The 14825-nt window shown below is 58.0% G+C and carries 10 protein-coding genes; 9 read left to right on the top strand and 1 reads right to left on the bottom strand.

The genetic code is table 11. From position 1 onward, the window contains the following. The first annotated feature begins 345 nt into the window (after positions 1–345). From rfbC to GA0061098_RS00730, 9 genes are all read left to right on the top strand, one after another. Complete coding sequence (gene rfbC / locus GA0061098_RS00770) at positions 346–903, top strand: dTDP-4-dehydrorhamnose 3,5-epimerase (protein WP_091952429.1); 558 nt, start codon at positions 346–348, stop codon at positions 901–903. Positions 904–918: 15 nt separating this feature from the next. After that, the gene (gene rfbB / locus GA0061098_RS00765; protein WP_091952426.1) at positions 919–1977 is read left to right on the top strand and encodes a dTDP-glucose 4,6-dehydratase; all 1059 of its coding nucleotides are present in this window, start codon (positions 919–921) and stop codon (positions 1975–1977) included. Next, the gene (gene rfbD / locus GA0061098_RS00760; protein ID WP_347337515.1) at positions 1940–2974 is read left to right on the top strand and encodes a dTDP-4-dehydrorhamnose reductase; all 1035 of its coding nucleotides are present in this window, start codon (positions 1940–1942) and stop codon (positions 2972–2974) included. Before rfbB ends, rfbD begins: the two co-directional genes overlap by 38 nt. Next, positions 2883–3791 carry a glucose-1-phosphate thymidylyltransferase RfbA gene (gene rfbA / locus GA0061098_RS00755; protein WP_208610615.1) on the top strand — a complete coding sequence of 303 codons (909 nt, stop codon included), beginning with the start codon at positions 2883–2885 and terminating at the stop codon, positions 3789–3791. Before rfbD ends, rfbA begins: the two co-directional genes overlap by 92 nt. 439 nt (positions 3792–4230) lie before the next feature. Continuing rightward, positions 4231–9048, top strand: coding sequence for a DUF4082 domain-containing protein (locus GA0061098_RS00750; protein WP_245323120.1), 4818 nt, complete (start codon positions 4231–4233; stop codon positions 9046–9048). A gap of 10 nt (positions 9049–9058) precedes the next feature. Continuing rightward, the gene (locus GA0061098_RS00745; protein WP_091952420.1) at positions 9059–9394 is read left to right on the top strand and encodes a hypothetical protein; all 336 of its coding nucleotides are present in this window, start codon (positions 9059–9061) and stop codon (positions 9392–9394) included. Beyond that, the gene (locus tag GA0061098_RS00740; protein ID WP_091952418.1) at positions 9372–11588 is read left to right on the top strand and encodes a peptidase domain-containing ABC transporter; all 2217 of its coding nucleotides are present in this window, start codon (positions 9372–9374) and stop codon (positions 11586–11588) included. The genes GA0061098_RS00745 and GA0061098_RS00740 overlap by 23 nt, the downstream gene beginning before the upstream one ends. A 62-nt stretch (positions 11589–11650) precedes the next feature. Then, positions 11651–12997: an HlyD family type I secretion periplasmic adaptor subunit gene (locus GA0061098_RS00735; RefSeq protein WP_091952415.1), complete on the top strand. Its 1347-nt coding sequence runs from the start codon at positions 11651–11653 to the stop codon at positions 12995–12997. Between the two features lie 211 nt (positions 12998–13208). Further along, complete coding sequence (locus GA0061098_RS00730) at positions 13209–14066, top strand: hypothetical protein (RefSeq protein ID WP_091952413.1); 858 nt, start codon at positions 13209–13211, stop codon at positions 14064–14066. A gap of 28 nt (positions 14067–14094) precedes the next feature. On the opposite strand, the gene GA0061098_RS00725 is transcribed toward GA0061098_RS00730, so the two are convergent. Further along, entirely contained in the window at positions 14095–14769 is a 675-nt protein-coding gene (locus GA0061098_RS00725) for a class I SAM-dependent methyltransferase (RefSeq protein WP_091952410.1), read from the bottom strand. Between the last annotated feature and the right edge of the window lie 56 nt (positions 14770–14825).

The raw sequence follows: 14825 nt of genomic DNA, 5'->3' as shown, positions 1-14825 counted from the left end.
TCACGTACCTGTCCGACCATGGGTCACGTTGTGGCAGCCCGCCCGCAAGTCCATTTAGGAGGCCCGCAGGGCGGCGAGATTATTATATATCTTATAAAAATCATCTTGCCAAATTAAATGGAGCATATATTAATCTGGGTGCAGATAAAAATAGGATTGGGGGCTGTCGTTCTAGGTCGCCGCGATAAAATCGAGATATTTCGATGCCTTACCTCACGTCGATAGTTTCGTCAAAATAGTGAGAGTATTTAGAGGCGATTGGCCGACCAGAGAATTAACTCTGTCGGGATTATAGTCCACCCCGTCCAGCCCGATCCGAAATGAGGGCGGGGAGGAGGGTGCCCAATGCTGGAACTGCGATCCTTGGCAATCCCCGATGTCAAAGTAATTCGCCCAGATCGGTTCTCCGACGCCCGCGGCTACTTCTGTGAAACGTTCCAGCGATCGGCGTTTGCAGCAAAGGGAATTCTCCATGACTTCGTTCAGGATAATCAGTCCAGTTCGGATCGGATCGGTACTGTGCGTGGCTTGCATTTCCAGCGCCCGCCGTTCGCTCAGGCGAAGCTGATACGGGTGTTGACCGGCTCCATTCTCGACATTGCAGTTGATCTTCGGCGTTCATCGCCCAACTTCGGCAAGCACATCGCAATCCAGCTGGATAGCGAAAGCGGTGAGCAGGTGTTCATTCCGAAGGGCTTCGCGCATGGTTTCTGTACGCTGCAGCCCAAGACCGTCGTCTTGTACAAGGTTGACCAGGTCTACGCCCCGAACCATGACGGTGGCATCTATTGGGCTGATCCGGCGCTAGGGATCAAGTGGCCCGTGACAACCTCAGAGGCTCAGTTGTCGCCAAAGGACAAAACCCTTCCTGCGCTTAACCAGCTTGGTTGCGTTTTCGAATAGAGGGAAACGAGTAGAATGCGTATCTTGGTGACCGGTGGAGCGGGCTTTATCGGTTCTGCGGTGTGCCGTCGTTTGGTGCTGCAGACCGGTGCCGCAGTGATCAACGTCGACAAGCTGACATACGCAGCTAACCTGGCTTCGCTCGCAAGCCTCGAGAGATTGGAGTCTTATTCGTTCCTGCAGTCCGACATCTGCGATCGCGAGGTCATAGATCTCGCGTTTGCCGATTATAAGCCGGATGCGATCATACATCTGGCCGCCGAAAGCCACGTCGACCGCTCGATCAACGGGCCCGGCGCCTTCGTCAACACCAATATCGTTGGCACCTACACGCTATTGGAGGCTGCCAGAACCTACTACGAACGTCTGCCGCTTCCGAGGCGGAAGCAATTCCGCTTCATCCATGTGTCCACAGACGAAGTCTACGGATCATTGGGGCCGGACGACCTGTTTCGCGAGGACGCGCCCTACAGGCCGAGCTCGCCATATTCGGCCAGCAAGGCCGCATCGGACCACCTCGCACTGGCGTGGTTTCGAACCTATGATTTGCCGGTCATCGTATCGAATTGCTCGAACAACTACGGGCCATACCAGTTCCCGGAAAAGCTGATCCCGCTGACGATCCTCAATGCGATCGACCGGAAGCCCCTACCGGTCTACGGCGACGGCAGAAATATTCGCGACTGGCTTCACGTCGATGATCATGCCGCCGGCCTGATAAGACTATTGCACGAAGGGAAACCGGGCGAGAAGTACAATTTCGGTGGCGATGCCCAGCGATCCAACTTGGAGGTCGTCACCGGGGTATGTGAGGTGCTGGATCGATTATCTCCCTGCGCGGGAGCAAGCCAATCTCTTATTACGTTCGTGCCGGATCGTCCGGGACATGATGCGCGCTATGCAATCGATGCGTCGAAGGCACGTCGCGAACTCGGCTGGAAACCGACGAGAACCTTCGAGCAGGGATTGGCTGAAACTGTCGAATGGTATCTCACCAACGATGCATGGTGGGATCGTGCGCGCCGCGGTGTCTATAATGGCTCGCGGCTCGGTCTCCTGGCCTCCCAACCCTGAGGTGAAGATGACGGATCGCCCCATCCTAATTGCTGGACGGAGTGGCCAGCTCGCGAGGTGTCTTCGTGATCTAGCTGCCACGCGCGGTCTTCCTGCGGTGATTCTCGGGCGCCCGGAACTCGATCTGGAGAACCGCAAGGGGATCGACAAGCTCATCGCGTCAATCGCACCGTCTGCAATCATCAACGCGGCCGCATATACGGCGGTAGAGCAGGCCGAATCCGAAACAGCGAAAGCATTCAGCGTAAACCGCGACGGCGCGGCGGCATTGGCTGATATCGCATGGCAGATGAATGTTCCACTCATCCATCTCTCGACCGACTATGTGTTCGACGGTGCAAAACCCGATGCATACGACGAGAGTGACACTCCCGCACCGTTGAACGTCTACGGCGCGTCAAAGCTGGCCGGCGAAGCTGCTGTGTTGGCCGCGCACCCGCTTGCGACCGTTGTCAGATGTTCGTGGCTGTACAGCCCCTATGGCAGCAATTTTGTTCGAACGATGCTGCGGCTATGTGAGACGCAGCAGATTGTAAGAGTTGTCCGCGACCAATATGGCAATCCGACCAATGCATTCGACCTCGCGGAGGCCGTCCTTCGGATCGCAGAACGGTTGGGGACGGACGATCGGCGGACGACGGCCGGTATCTTTCATCTCGCGGGTCAAGGCGAGACTAACTGGCACGACTTTGCACAGGCGATCTTCTACGAGTATTCCCGTCGTGGCGCGCGGATTCCGGCGCTCGAAGCGATTACGACCGAGGAGTTTCCGACCGCTGCGCGTCGGCCTCGGAATTCGCGCCTGGACTCATCCAAGGCCGAACGCGTGTTCGGGGTTCGATTGCCGCCGTGGCGCCATTCGCTCAAAGCCTGTCTGGATCACCTGGTCGGAGAAGGAGATGCCAATGCTGAAGGGAATCGTGCTGGCCGGCGGCAGCGGAACGCGTCTCTATCCGATCACGCGCGTGGTCAGCAAGCAGCTGCTCCCGATCTATGACAAGCCAATGATCTATTATCCCCTGTCGACGCTGATGCTGGCAGGAATTCGGGAAATGCTGATCATTACTACTCCTTCAGACCGGTCTCAGTTCGAGCGGTTATTGGGTGACGGCAGCCAATGGGGCATCCGGCTCAGCTACGCGGAACAAACCCGTCCCGCCGGACTTGCGGACGCCTTCATTGTTGGCGCCGATTTCATCGGAAGCGATCGAGTCGCGATGGTGCTTGGAGACAATATTTTCTTCGGCGATGGCCTGAGCGAGTTGCTTGCCAGAGCGGCAGGACGGGAGGAAGGCGCGACGGTTTTTGCCTATCACGTGCGAGACCCAGAACGATATGGCGTGGTCGCGTTTGATGAGGCGGACCGCCCCGTATCGATCGAGGAGAAACCAAGACGGCCAGCTTCGAATTGGGCAATCACGGGGCTGTACTTTTTCGACAATCGCGTTGTCCGCTACGCTCGTCGCGTCGAGCCATCTGCGCGCGGAGAGCTCGAGATTACCGATCTTCAGATGCGCTACCTTTCGGCCAATGCGCTACACGTTGAGCGGATGGGGCGAGGGTTTGCTTGGCTGGATACTGGTACAGTCGAGTCTCTCATCGATGCAGGAACATTCGTGCAGACCCTGGAAAAACGGCAGGGAATGAAGATTGCCTGCCTGGAGGAGATCGCCTTCAGACTCGGCTTCATCAATCGTGATCAACTTCTCGCGCTCTCGCGACCGTTGGAGAAGAGCGGGTATGGCCAATATCTTAATGAAATCTTGCAGATTTATCCCATTGTCCCCCCGAAATCGGGCGCCGACTTAAATTGATCGGAAATAAAATTCATTGAATTGAATGTCGGTTTGTATTTAAATTAAATGGTACGCTCTTGCGTTAAATTTTAAGAGGCTGGCCATGCTGAGCACACAGGGGAGCGTACTTGATCGCGGAACCATGCCGCTTCTCCCGGAAGAAGGCGAGGGGTCAGATGCCATGTGGCGAGGCGCATGGATCTCGCCGAATGCGGACCACCCAGTCAGCGTGTCGGAACTGCTGGGCAAGCCAATCGCAGGCCCGCACTCAGGTCACGGGGCGAGTTCCGTTCCTTCGCGCGGAGGTTTCAGCAAGATACTGGGTCTCGCTTCCCTGCCAGTTCGATCGAGATTGACTGATTTGCTCTCCAGTTCAGCAAGGCTGTCGACCCGACCGCACGTAGCAGCCCCCTGGGGCTCGGCCATGCTCGAGCGTGAGATAGGGCGGACGTCATCGATGTCGAGCGTCGGTACTACCCGTTGGATCAATTCGATCGGCGGCTATGATACATCCGTATCAGGGCCGCTTTGGAGCGCAGAGCCAGTCAACGGGTCAGAGCACCTGCCCGATGCGCTTGCGGACATGGCAGGCCAGCCGGCGTCTCATTCGAGATCGGTGGATCTGTTCTCTACGTCGGCCGACGCTGCAATGCCCTTCGGAGCAGATGGCGGATCTGCCGTCAATTCTCGCTCGATAGGTTCGCTGTCCGTAACGACGGACCGCGCGGACTACGCGCCCGGCAGCACAGCGACCTTTACCGCGGCCGGGGTCCGGCCGGGAGCGTCGGTCACATTCGATATTGTCGACCTGTTGAGCGCGCCAGGCGCCAACGGCATTGCCGATGTATATACGCCCTTCACGCTCGAGGACGGTGCCGTCGGCGATATGGACGGGCTGGCCAACGGGACTGTCGTCGCGCAATGGCAGGTGCCCGCTGATGGCCGAGCGACCGGAGCGACATTGCAACTCACCGCGATCTCCGGCGCGCAAACTGGGACGGCGACGTTCAGTGACGCGGGCAACAAGATTGTCACGGAGAATCAATTGCCGGGCACGCCGGAGAGCACATGGGGGATCCACGGCTCGTTCGAGAACGAGGGCGACTCTCAGATTGAAGGCTTTTCCACACAGATCAGTACCAACGCCGGACAAACCGTCTCTTTCAAGATCGATACGGCGTCGAGCGGTTACACGCTCGATATTTACCGTCTCGGCTACTATGGTGGTAGTGGTGCGCGCCTTATCACCAGCATGCACCACGCCGGATCTGCCAACCAACCAGCCCCAATTTTCAATGATCCGACCAACACGGTCGATGCCGGAAATTGGTCCGTCACAGATTCATGGACAGTTCCCGCCACCGCCGTCTCCGGCGTCTATTTTGCGAAATTGACAACGGACAGCGGAAATTTCCAGAACATGATTCCGTTCATCGTTCGCAACGATGGCACCTTTTCAGACATCTTGTTCCAAACCAACGATACGACATGGGAGGCGTACAATCCATGGGGCGGATATAATCTGTATCAAGGGCCCAGCCGCACTAATAGCGATCGCGCCTACGCTGTCAGTTACAACCGTCCGCTCGCAATCAATTCTAACTCTAACCTGGCCGGTGCGCAGGACTTCCTGTTTGGCGAGGAGTACGCCGCAATCTACTGGTTGGAGCAGAATGGCTATGACATCAGTTACATCTCCGGTATTGATTCCGCGACCAAACCAGGACTGCTCCTGAACGCGAGCGCCTTCATGGATGCCGGCCATGACGAATACTGGTCGCAATCGCAGTTCGCCAATGTCACCGCCGCGCGCGATGCGGGAATTGACCTCGCTTTCCTGAGCGGCAACGAAATCTATTGGGATATCGAGCTTGGTGCGAGCTTCGACACGAGCCACACGGCGAACCGAACGATCATCGAGTACAAGGACATCTGGAGCGGGGCCCAACTCGACCCGAACGGCACGGCCAACGGAGGAGCGGGCATATTCCGTGATCCAGTCTATGGACCTGGTACTCCGGAAAATTCTCTCTCCGGTACGATCTTCACAGTCGACGATATCGGCTCGCTAGACAATATCAGCATTCCGGCAAGCATGTCGCAGCTGCGCTTCTGGCGGAACACCAGCATTGCCAGTGGCAACGGAGGAACGCTGACGCGCCTGCTCGGCTACGAGTGGGATAGCGATCTGGACAATGGCTTCCGGCCGGCAGGGTTGATCGACATGTCGTCGACGACCAGAAATGTCAACACGTTGCTGCTGGACAATGGTGCGACGACAGGCTCGGGCACCGCCACGCATAGCCTGACACTCTACCGAGATCCGGAGAGCGGTGCTCTGGTTTTCGGCGCCGGCACGGTCATGTATTCGTGGGGATTGTCGGACCAATATGTTCCGTACAGGGGCCTGACCGCGCCCGTCAGCCCGGCCGTGCAGCAGTCGATGGTGAATCTCCTCGCCGACATGGGAGTGAATCCCCAGACATTGCAGGCCGGTCTCGTGACCGCCCAAGCGTCGACCGACCACACCGCGCCAACGGCCGTCATCACCTCTCCGACAAGCGGGACCAACATCAACCCGGGCCAAACGGTCACGATTACCGGCACCGCCTCGGACGTCGGCGGCCGTGTGGCCGGTATCGAAGTCTCGACTGATGGCGGTACGACGTGGCACCCGGCTGGCGGCACGACGAACTGGAGCTATACGTGGGTTGCTTCGGGCTCTGGTGCGCGAGTCATCGAGGCGCGAGCGACTGATGATAGTGTCAATATGCAAGCCACTCCTGCCACGGTCAGTGTCAATATTACGGGGGGTGGTGGCGGGGGCGGCGGAGCAAGCCTCTTCACGGCTTCCAACGTCCCCGCCCAGACAAGTTTGAATGATGGCACGCCACTTGAGGTAGGTATGAAGTTTACCTCCTCCACGGCCGGACAAATCACCGCGCTGAAATTCTATCGCAGTCCGAGCGACGGTAGCTCCGACCTCCTCGACCTCTGGACCTCGTCCGGCACCAAGCTTGGAAGCGCGAGCTTTACCAATACCTCGGCAAGCGGCTGGCAAACGGTCAATCTGGCGACCCCGGTCACAATCGCTGCCAATACAACGTATATCGTCTCGTATCACACCAACGGCGCCTACGCGGCCACGAATAATTTCTTCGCCAACGCATTCACGAGCGGCTCTTTGACGGCGCCGTCCTCGGCTACATCGGGCGGCAATGGCGTCTATTCCTACGGCGGTACCGCTACGGCTGGCATTTTCCCGACCAATTCGTTTTCTTCGTCGAACTACTGGGCGGACGTGGTGTTTGCACCCAGCAATGGCAGCAACACGCCGCCAACCGCTGTGGCGGACGCGGCCAATGCCACCGAGAAGGGCGGTGCCAACAACGGCACGGGTGGTTCTCCCGGCACAGGCAATGTGCTGACTAACGATACCGATCCCGATGCTGGTGATACCAAGACGGTGACCGCGGTTAGTTTCGGCTCGACGTCCGGGACAGTCGGTGCGGCCCTCAATGGCGCCCACGGCAGCTTGGTCCTCAATGCCGCCGGTACGTTCACCTATACCGTCAATGAAGCCGACACGGCGGTGCAGGCCTTACGGCTTTCGACCGACACGCTGACCGATGTCTTCAACTACACGATGCGCGACGCCGCCGGTGCGACATCCTCGAGCACGCTAACTGTCACCATTCATGGCGCCAACGACGCGCCAGTGTTGGCGGTCCAGACCGGCAACCAGACCGCGACGGTCGGCACGGCGTTCTCCCTGACGCTGCCTGCCGGCACCTTCACCGACGTCGATTCGGGGGATTCGCTCGCTTATTCAGCGACTGGACTGCCCTCCTGGCTGAGCTTCAATGCCTCGACCCGCACCTTCAGCGGTACACCGACATCCGCAAACGTGGGGACCGTCAGCGTCAACGCCACGGCGACAGACCTCGGCAGCCTCGCTGCGAGCGAGACGTTCAACATAACCGTGGCGACCAGCCCAACAATCGTAAGCTTGTTCTCGAGCTCGGATACGCCGGCAACGCTGTCGAGCACCGACGCGTCGCAGGTCAACCTTGGTGTGAAATTCACCTCGTCCGGGTCGGGTACCATTACCGGGATCAAATACTACAAGGGTGCCAGTGATACGGGCACGCACTCCGGGTCATTGTGGAGCAACACGGGTACGCTGCTTGCAACGGCGACCTTCACTAACGAGACCAGCAGCGGCTGGCAAACCGTCACGTTCAGCAATCCCGTGTCGATCACGGCCGGTACCACCTACGTCGCGAGTTTCCACAGCAACGGTCGCTACACCGCGACGTCCAACTACTTCGCCACCGCCCACAGCAACGGGCCGTTGACGGCCCCGGCGAGCGGCAATGGCGTTTACACATATGGTAACGGAAATCTGTTTCCAACCAGCACCTTCAATGCCACGAACTACTGGGTCGACGTCCTGTTCAACAGCTCGGGCGGTGGTGCCAACCAGCCACCTGTCGCAAACAATGACGACGGCTTCAATGCCAGCCAAAACACTCCACTTACCATTGCAGGGACCTCATTGCTCGCCAACGACACAGATCCGAACGGCGACGTCCTGACGATTACGGGCGTCAGTGGAGTCGTCAACGGCACCGCCAGCTTCAACGCACAAAACAACACGGTGACGTTCACCCCGGCCACCGGTTATACCGGACCGGCTTCCTTCAACTATGCCATCTCGGACGGCCGGTCCGGTGCAGCCAGCGCAACGGTCAACGTCACCGTCCAGGCGTCATCGTCCAGCACCGCCTCCTTGTTCAGCTCGAATCCAACTCCGGGCATTGTCTCGGTCAATGACCAAAACTCGGTGGAGCTTGGCATGAAATTCCAAGCTTCCGCCGCAGGCGACATCGTCGGGTTGCGCTTCTACAAAGGACCCAACAACACGGGCACGCACGTCGCTGACCTCTGGAGCAGCACGGGCACCTTACTGGCGACTGCAACCTTTTCCAACGAGACGGCGAGCGGCTGGCAGCAGGTCAATTTCAATGCGCCCGTGACGATAGCGGCCGGAACGACCTACATTGCTTCCTACCACACAGCGGGAAACTACTCCGCAGATCCAAATCTCTTTGCTGGTTCGGTCACCAACGGGCCGTTGACTGCTCCGTCGTCCGCGTCCAGCGGTGGCAATGGTGTTTACGCTTACGGCACCGGCAGCCTGTTCCCGACCAATACCTTCAATTCCACAAGCTATGCGGTCGACGTCATCTTCAGACCGCAACTCGCAGCATAGGAGCTATAGGATGCACGCCGAAATTTATACTGACGGAGTGGACGAGATCACGATCGGTGGTTCGATCGTGCGCGTCGATCTGATGAGCCTCTCGCCCACGGAGCGAGACGCCAATAACGCGCCCAAGAAGGTCTTTCGCCAAAGGCTGATTTTCTCGGTGGAGTCATTCGCGAACTCCGTTGAAGTCATGCAGAACGCTCTGCAGGGCCTGATCGATGCCGGAGCCGTGCGGCGCAGCCAGTCGAAGACATCGGCGGACCCCCCGCACAACATTGCGCCGATCGAGCGCGGTCCCACTGTGTTGAACAGCTCACGGTCGCCGAATGTCTCAAGTAATTTCAGCTGAATTGCCGGTGACGGAGACGGCGGTGGCGACTTCTTTGGAATCGCCGCAGTCGGCTGCCAATACTGCGCAGGAATGCCTGGCTACGGTCGCTGCTCATCACGGCATCGACCTGCCCGTGGACCGCCTGCGCCACACCTATGCCATTGACGGCAAGAGCTTTTCGACAGACTTGTTGCTGCGCATGGCGCGCGAGGCGGGGCTTCGGGCGAAGACCGCACACTTGGATTGGGGTGCGCTATGTCGTCTGGGAGAAGCATATCCGGCTATTGCCCGGCTCGCAAATGAGAACTGGATTGTCATTCTTGGCGCGGGGGCTGGGGTTGACGGAGCCGAGACCGTCGCGACGCTCGATCCGCTCGCCGACCGTAAGGATGAGCCTCTGATCGTTCCGAGGGACCGCTTCTGCGCGTGCTGGACGGGAGAGGTCATCCTGTTGAAACGCGAACGTCTGCCGGCAGACACAGGTAGAGCGTTCGGACTGCGGTGGTTCGTCCCGGAACTTCTCCGGCAATCGGGGCTGTTCGGCAACGTGGCGGTTGCCGCGATCGTCCTCTACGCGCTGGGCCTCGTGCTTCCGATCTTCTTTCAATTGGTCATAGACAAGGTTCTTGTGCACGAGAGCTTCACGACGCTCTATGTGCTCACGGCCGGCGCGGTCGCGGCGCTCGCGTTCGATGCAATATTTGGCTTTCTGCGGCGTTACCTTTTGATTTACGCGACAAACAGGGTGGATATCCGCGTTGCGACGAAGACATTCGGCCATCTTCTCGGATTGCCAGTGACCTTCTTCGAGCACATCTCTGCTGGCGTTCTGGTGAAGCATATGCAGCAAGCTGCGCGAATTCGCGAATTCCTGACCGGACGGCTATTCCTCACCACGCTGGATGCGCTGTCACTGATCGTCTTTATTCCCGTTCTGGCACTGTACAGTGCCAAGTTGACCTCTATGGTTCTGGCGTTCACCGTGATTAGCGCGATCGTTGTCGCGGTGCTGATGGGGCCATTCCGACGGCGCCTCTACGAGTTGTATCAGGCCGAAGGCGCACGGCAGGCGCTCCTCGTTGAGACCGTTCATGGCATGCGCACAGTGAAATCGCTGGCGATGGAGCCGTTGCAGGGCAGGGTGTGGGACGACCGCTGTGCGCAGGCGGTTACAATGCGATTCGGAGTTGAGAAGATCTCGGCGGGCGCCCAGGCGGTCACCGGATTTCTAGAGAAGATGATGACGATCGGGATCATCGCCCTGGGTGCGCTTGACGTATTCAGTGGAGAAATGACGATCGGCGCGCTTGTCGCGTTCAATATGTTGGCAGGGCGAGTCTCGGGGCCCCTGGTCCAGCTCGTGACGATGGTGCAGGAGTACCAGGAGGTCGCCCTGGCAGTTAAGATGCTTGGCGAGGTGATGAACCAGAAAGCCGAGCGTGACGGCAAGAGGGACGGCTTGCGCCCTGACCTCGCCGGAAAGATCGAGTTTGAAAGTGTCTCGTTCCGTTATGGCCCGGAAGGCGCTCCGGCGCTCGATCAAGTCTCCTTCTCGATTGCCCCCGGCTCGATCTTCGGGATCGTCGGCCGAAGCGGCTCCGGCAAGACGACGCTCACCAGGCTGATCTCAGGAATGTATCCCGTTCAGCAGGGTCTGCTACGCATCGACGGATATGATGCCCGGGAGCTAGATCTACCCCATCTCCGGCGGAATCTCGGAGTGGTCCTGCAGGACAGCTTCCTGTTCCGGGGAACTGTCCGTGAGAATATCGCGTGCGTGAAGCGGGACGCGACATTCGAGGAGGTTGTAGGAGCAGCGCAGCTCGCGGGGGCGGACGAGTTTATCGAGCGGCTGCCCCGGGGGTTCGACACCATGCTCGAAGAGGAGGCGTCAAACCTCTCCGGGGGACAAAGGCAGCGGCTTGCCATCGCCAGGGCTCTCATTACCAACCCGCGCATTCTGATTCTCGACGAAGCGACCAGCGCACTCGATACCGAGAGCGAGATGATCATCAGGCGCAATCTGCGCCGTCTCGCGGCGGGACGGACCGTTATCATCGTTTCGCACCGCCTCTCCATGTTGGCCGAAGCGAACCAGATCCTTGTGATCGACCGCGGTCGTGTTGTCGACGTGGATCACCACGACCGACTGCTTTCAAAATCCACCATCTACCGCCATCTTTGGAATCAACAGACGAAGCAGTCCGCATGAATAGGGCAGAAAGGCCACGTGAAACTTCGGGAGCAAGAATAGTCACGCGAAGGCGTCGAACCATGTTTCGCTCTGCGCCGCGGCGACCGCGCGTCATTACAGAATTTCAGCCCGACGCAATCGAAGTTGAGCAACGAGTCCCGGCAAAGGTAGCTCACGTCACGCTCTTCCTTGTCGTTGCGCTGATCGCCGTCGCGGTCGCGTGGGCGTCTGTATCGCAAGTGGACATGATCGTTACCGCGCAGGGGAAGTTGATCACCACGCGTCCAAACCTCGTCGTGCAGCCGCTGGAAACGTCAGTGATCCGCGAAATTCACGTCAAGGCCGGCGATCGAGTGAAGCGCGGCGACTTGCTGGCGACGCTCGATCCGACCTTCTCGCAAGCGGACGTCGACCAGTTGCGTATCCGAGTCGCCGCCTTCGAGGCGGCTATCGCCCGGCTCCGCGCCGAATTGGACGGAACCGAGTTCATCGTTACCAGCGCGAGCAATAAAGACGAGCAGCTGCAGCATAAGCTGTTCCTGCAGAGAAGCACCACCTACGACGCCCAGCTCCGGAACTTCAAAGCGCAGATCGCTTCAGCCCAAGCCAACGTGAGAACGGCGCAGAACGAAGAAGCGGTCCTAGTTCAGCGACTGGAGACCATGCACTCGATCGAGACGATGCGAAGTGCGTTGATGGCCAAGCAAGTCGGTTCACAACTGAACCTTTTGTTGTCGCGCGACGCGCGGCTGGAGGTTGAGAGCAATCTCGCGCGCGTCCGGGGCAGTATCGAAGACAACTCGCATCGTCTGGAAAAGGCCTTGGCTGATCAAAAGGTGTTCGCGGAGGACTTTCGTCGCACCGCTTACCAGGATCTGGTCGAGGCCACCGGCAAGCGCGATGGTGCCCTTGAGGAACTGAAGAAAGCCGAGCTTCGCCGGCAACTGATCGTGCTAAAGTCTCCCGCAGAGGCAGTTGTGCTCGAGATTGCCAGCCGGACCGTTGGCTCGGTGGTCCGCGAGGCTGAAACGTTGTTCGTGCTTGTTCGCCAGGACGGGCAGCTCCAGGCCGAAGTCAACGTGGAGGGCAGGGACGTTGGTCAGGTCGCGGTAGGGCAGCCGGTGCGGCTCAAGTTTGAGGCATTTCCATTCCAGAAGTACGGGACAGCCGTGGGTGAGGTTCGGGTCGTCAGTGAGGACTCGTTCTCGCCGGACCCGAAAGCCGAAGGTGTGCGTCGCACGACAGCTCCCTATTATCGCGTACTGGTCGATTTGCAGGACGTGCACCTTCGGCTGCGGCCGGAACGCGTTCAATTGATTCCCGGCATGGCGGTTACCGCCGAAATGAAGGTCGGGCGGCGCAGTGTCATCTCTTATTTCCTCTATCCTCTGCTTCGCGGTTTGGATGAAAGTATCCGCGAGCCCTAACGAATGCCATAGTCAGTTTAGGCGCAGGTCAAAGGATTGCAGCTGGGCGGGCGGGAGCCAGCGCTAGTGGACGATACAGATCTGAAGGTAGGAAAGCATGCTAGCTGTGACTGAAAGCCCCTTGCGAATCCTTGCCGCGGTTACTTTTCATTTCCGAGAGTCCCGCCTTCAATATCTATTTCAAGTCCTTCGATCGCTTTGCGAATATCCCGTGGAAGCTTTGGATGTTGTCATCATCACCAACACCGACCAGGATGAAGCCGTCGAGCTAATCAGAGATTTGAGTGCACCGCTTTTCAGGTCCTTACCCGCGCGCTCAAAGTCAACAAAAACCCTCTCGATCGAGAGCTTTCCGAAACTTGCCAATCCTTGGCTCTTGCCCTGGAGTCACAAGCATCTTGTTTCGGAGAGGTTTCTAAGCGCCGGGTCGGCCTATACTCATTTCATATACGTCGAAGATGATATTCTGCTGTCCTTCCAGAACTTCTGCTACTTCACCCATTATCGAGAGATACTTAAGGAGAGGCGGTTGATACCATCTTTCCAGCGCATCGAATACAACGACGCTGACAATCGTCTCTATCTCGTTGATCAGGTCGGTGTGGCTGATTTGAACTCGAGGAATCGCGTGGATCTGGATGGGTATGCCTTTGTCAACCTCGACTATCCATTCAACGCAATGTTCATCTTGGACCGCGAGCTCGCACTGGAATATGTCGAGACACCTTCGTTTGATCGCGAGCGCAGCAAGCTGGTACGACCAGAGTGGGATGTTGCTTGTCGCGCGGCAATGGGCTTGTGTTTCGAGAGTCCCCCGGAGGGCTTTCTTACTCGTTACGTATCACCCGTCGATCCGAGTACCTTGAGCGCCCCATCTTGGTCCTGGGTTTATCACTTGCCGAACAACTACGCGAAGGATCGCCTAAAACCTTTTGCCAAGACGCGAGTAGATCAGCAATTTGGCTCGGAGCTTGATGTGGTTTGCTGGCGTCCGGCTTCCAAGCTTGTTGAGTATCTCGCGCTGATGCGAGGCAAGAAGCGCTTTAACGGGCCCCAGTCGTCATTGTGACGGTCATGACCGGGTGATGCGCCTAGCCTTATTTTGCGCCTTCGTCAGTCGCGACCTGCCATCGGATTGCTTGCTGTCCGAAATGGCGATCGCTCAATTGGCCCAGCATGATATACTGTCGTGCCAGATAATGCCGTAACAAGCCGCGGCTGAAGAAGTTGAAGATCTTTGCCCTTCGCTCCATTCCGGAGATAAGGGCATCTGTGACTTTCAGGCCTGCATCGCTTAGAAGCTTGATTGCCGTATCTTCTACGAAGAATTTGAGATGGGTACGATCCAGAATGCCCGCTTCCTGATAGTCAAAGCGGCGATGCAGCAGAAGAGGCAATGAAACGCTGAAGTGAGCTATGTTCGGAACTGAAATGATAACGCGGCCTCCCGGATTCAGTGTCTTTGCCAGGCTTTGAAGAGTCGCGCTTGGATCAGGAAGATGTTCGAGAACATCGAGCAATAGGATAAGGTCGTACTTCTTGAGCTGTACGATGATTTCGTCTACGGAACCGATAATCGCCCGATCAACGTTCCGCCCCAACTCGTCCGACAAGGCTGGATTGATCTCGACCCCCGTCGTTTCCGCGTTTGGGTAATAGCCCTTCAGCCATCTTAGCGTGGCGCCGGCGCCGGCTCCTACTTCCAATATGCTGCTACATTGCTTCGGCAAGAGCGGGTGAATTTCGCGTCGCACCCAGTGGAAATAGTCCATTTTTCGGTGACTCCAGAATGCTCATTACCCTTTTTTTGGTCACGATAGAGAAGCGG

It is taken from the genome of Bradyrhizobium shewense (assembly GCF_900094605.1).
Taxonomy (GTDB): Bacteria; Pseudomonadota; Alphaproteobacteria; order Rhizobiales; family Xanthobacteraceae; genus Bradyrhizobium; species Bradyrhizobium shewense.
Note: the sequence above shows the minus strand (reverse complement) of the source record. Positions and strands in the feature narration are given on the sequence as shown.

Coding starts and splice junctions, on each gene's coding strand:
- rfbC (WP_091952429.1), top strand. CDS start 346: ATGCTGGAACTGCGATCCTTGGCAATCCCCGATGTCAAAGTAATTCGC.
- rfbB (WP_091952426.1), top strand. CDS start 919: ATGCGTATCTTGGTGACCGGTGGAGCGGGCTTTATCGGTTCTGCGGTG.
- GA0061098_RS00745 (WP_091952420.1), top strand. CDS start 9,059: ATGCACGCCGAAATTTATACTGACGGAGTGGACGAGATCACGATCGGT.
- GA0061098_RS00735 (WP_091952415.1), top strand. CDS start 11,651: ATGTTTCGCTCTGCGCCGCGGCGACCGCGCGTCATTACAGAATTTCAG.
- rfbA (WP_208610615.1), top strand. CDS start 2,883: ATGCTGAAGGGAATCGTGCTGGCCGGCGGCAGCGGAACGCGTCTCTAT.
- GA0061098_RS00750 (WP_245323120.1), top strand. CDS start 4,231: ATGTCGAGCGTCGGTACTACCCGTTGGATCAATTCGATCGGCGGCTAT.
- rfbD (WP_347337515.1), top strand. CDS start 1,940: ATGGCTCGCGGCTCGGTCTCCTGGCCTCCCAACCCTGAGGTGAAGATG.
- GA0061098_RS00725 (WP_091952410.1), bottom strand. CDS start 14,769: ATGGACTATTTCCACTGGGTGCGACGCGAAATTCACCCGCTCTTGCCG.
- GA0061098_RS00740 (WP_091952418.1), top strand. CDS start 9,372: ATGTCTCAAGTAATTTCAGCTGAATTGCCGGTGACGGAGACGGCGGTG.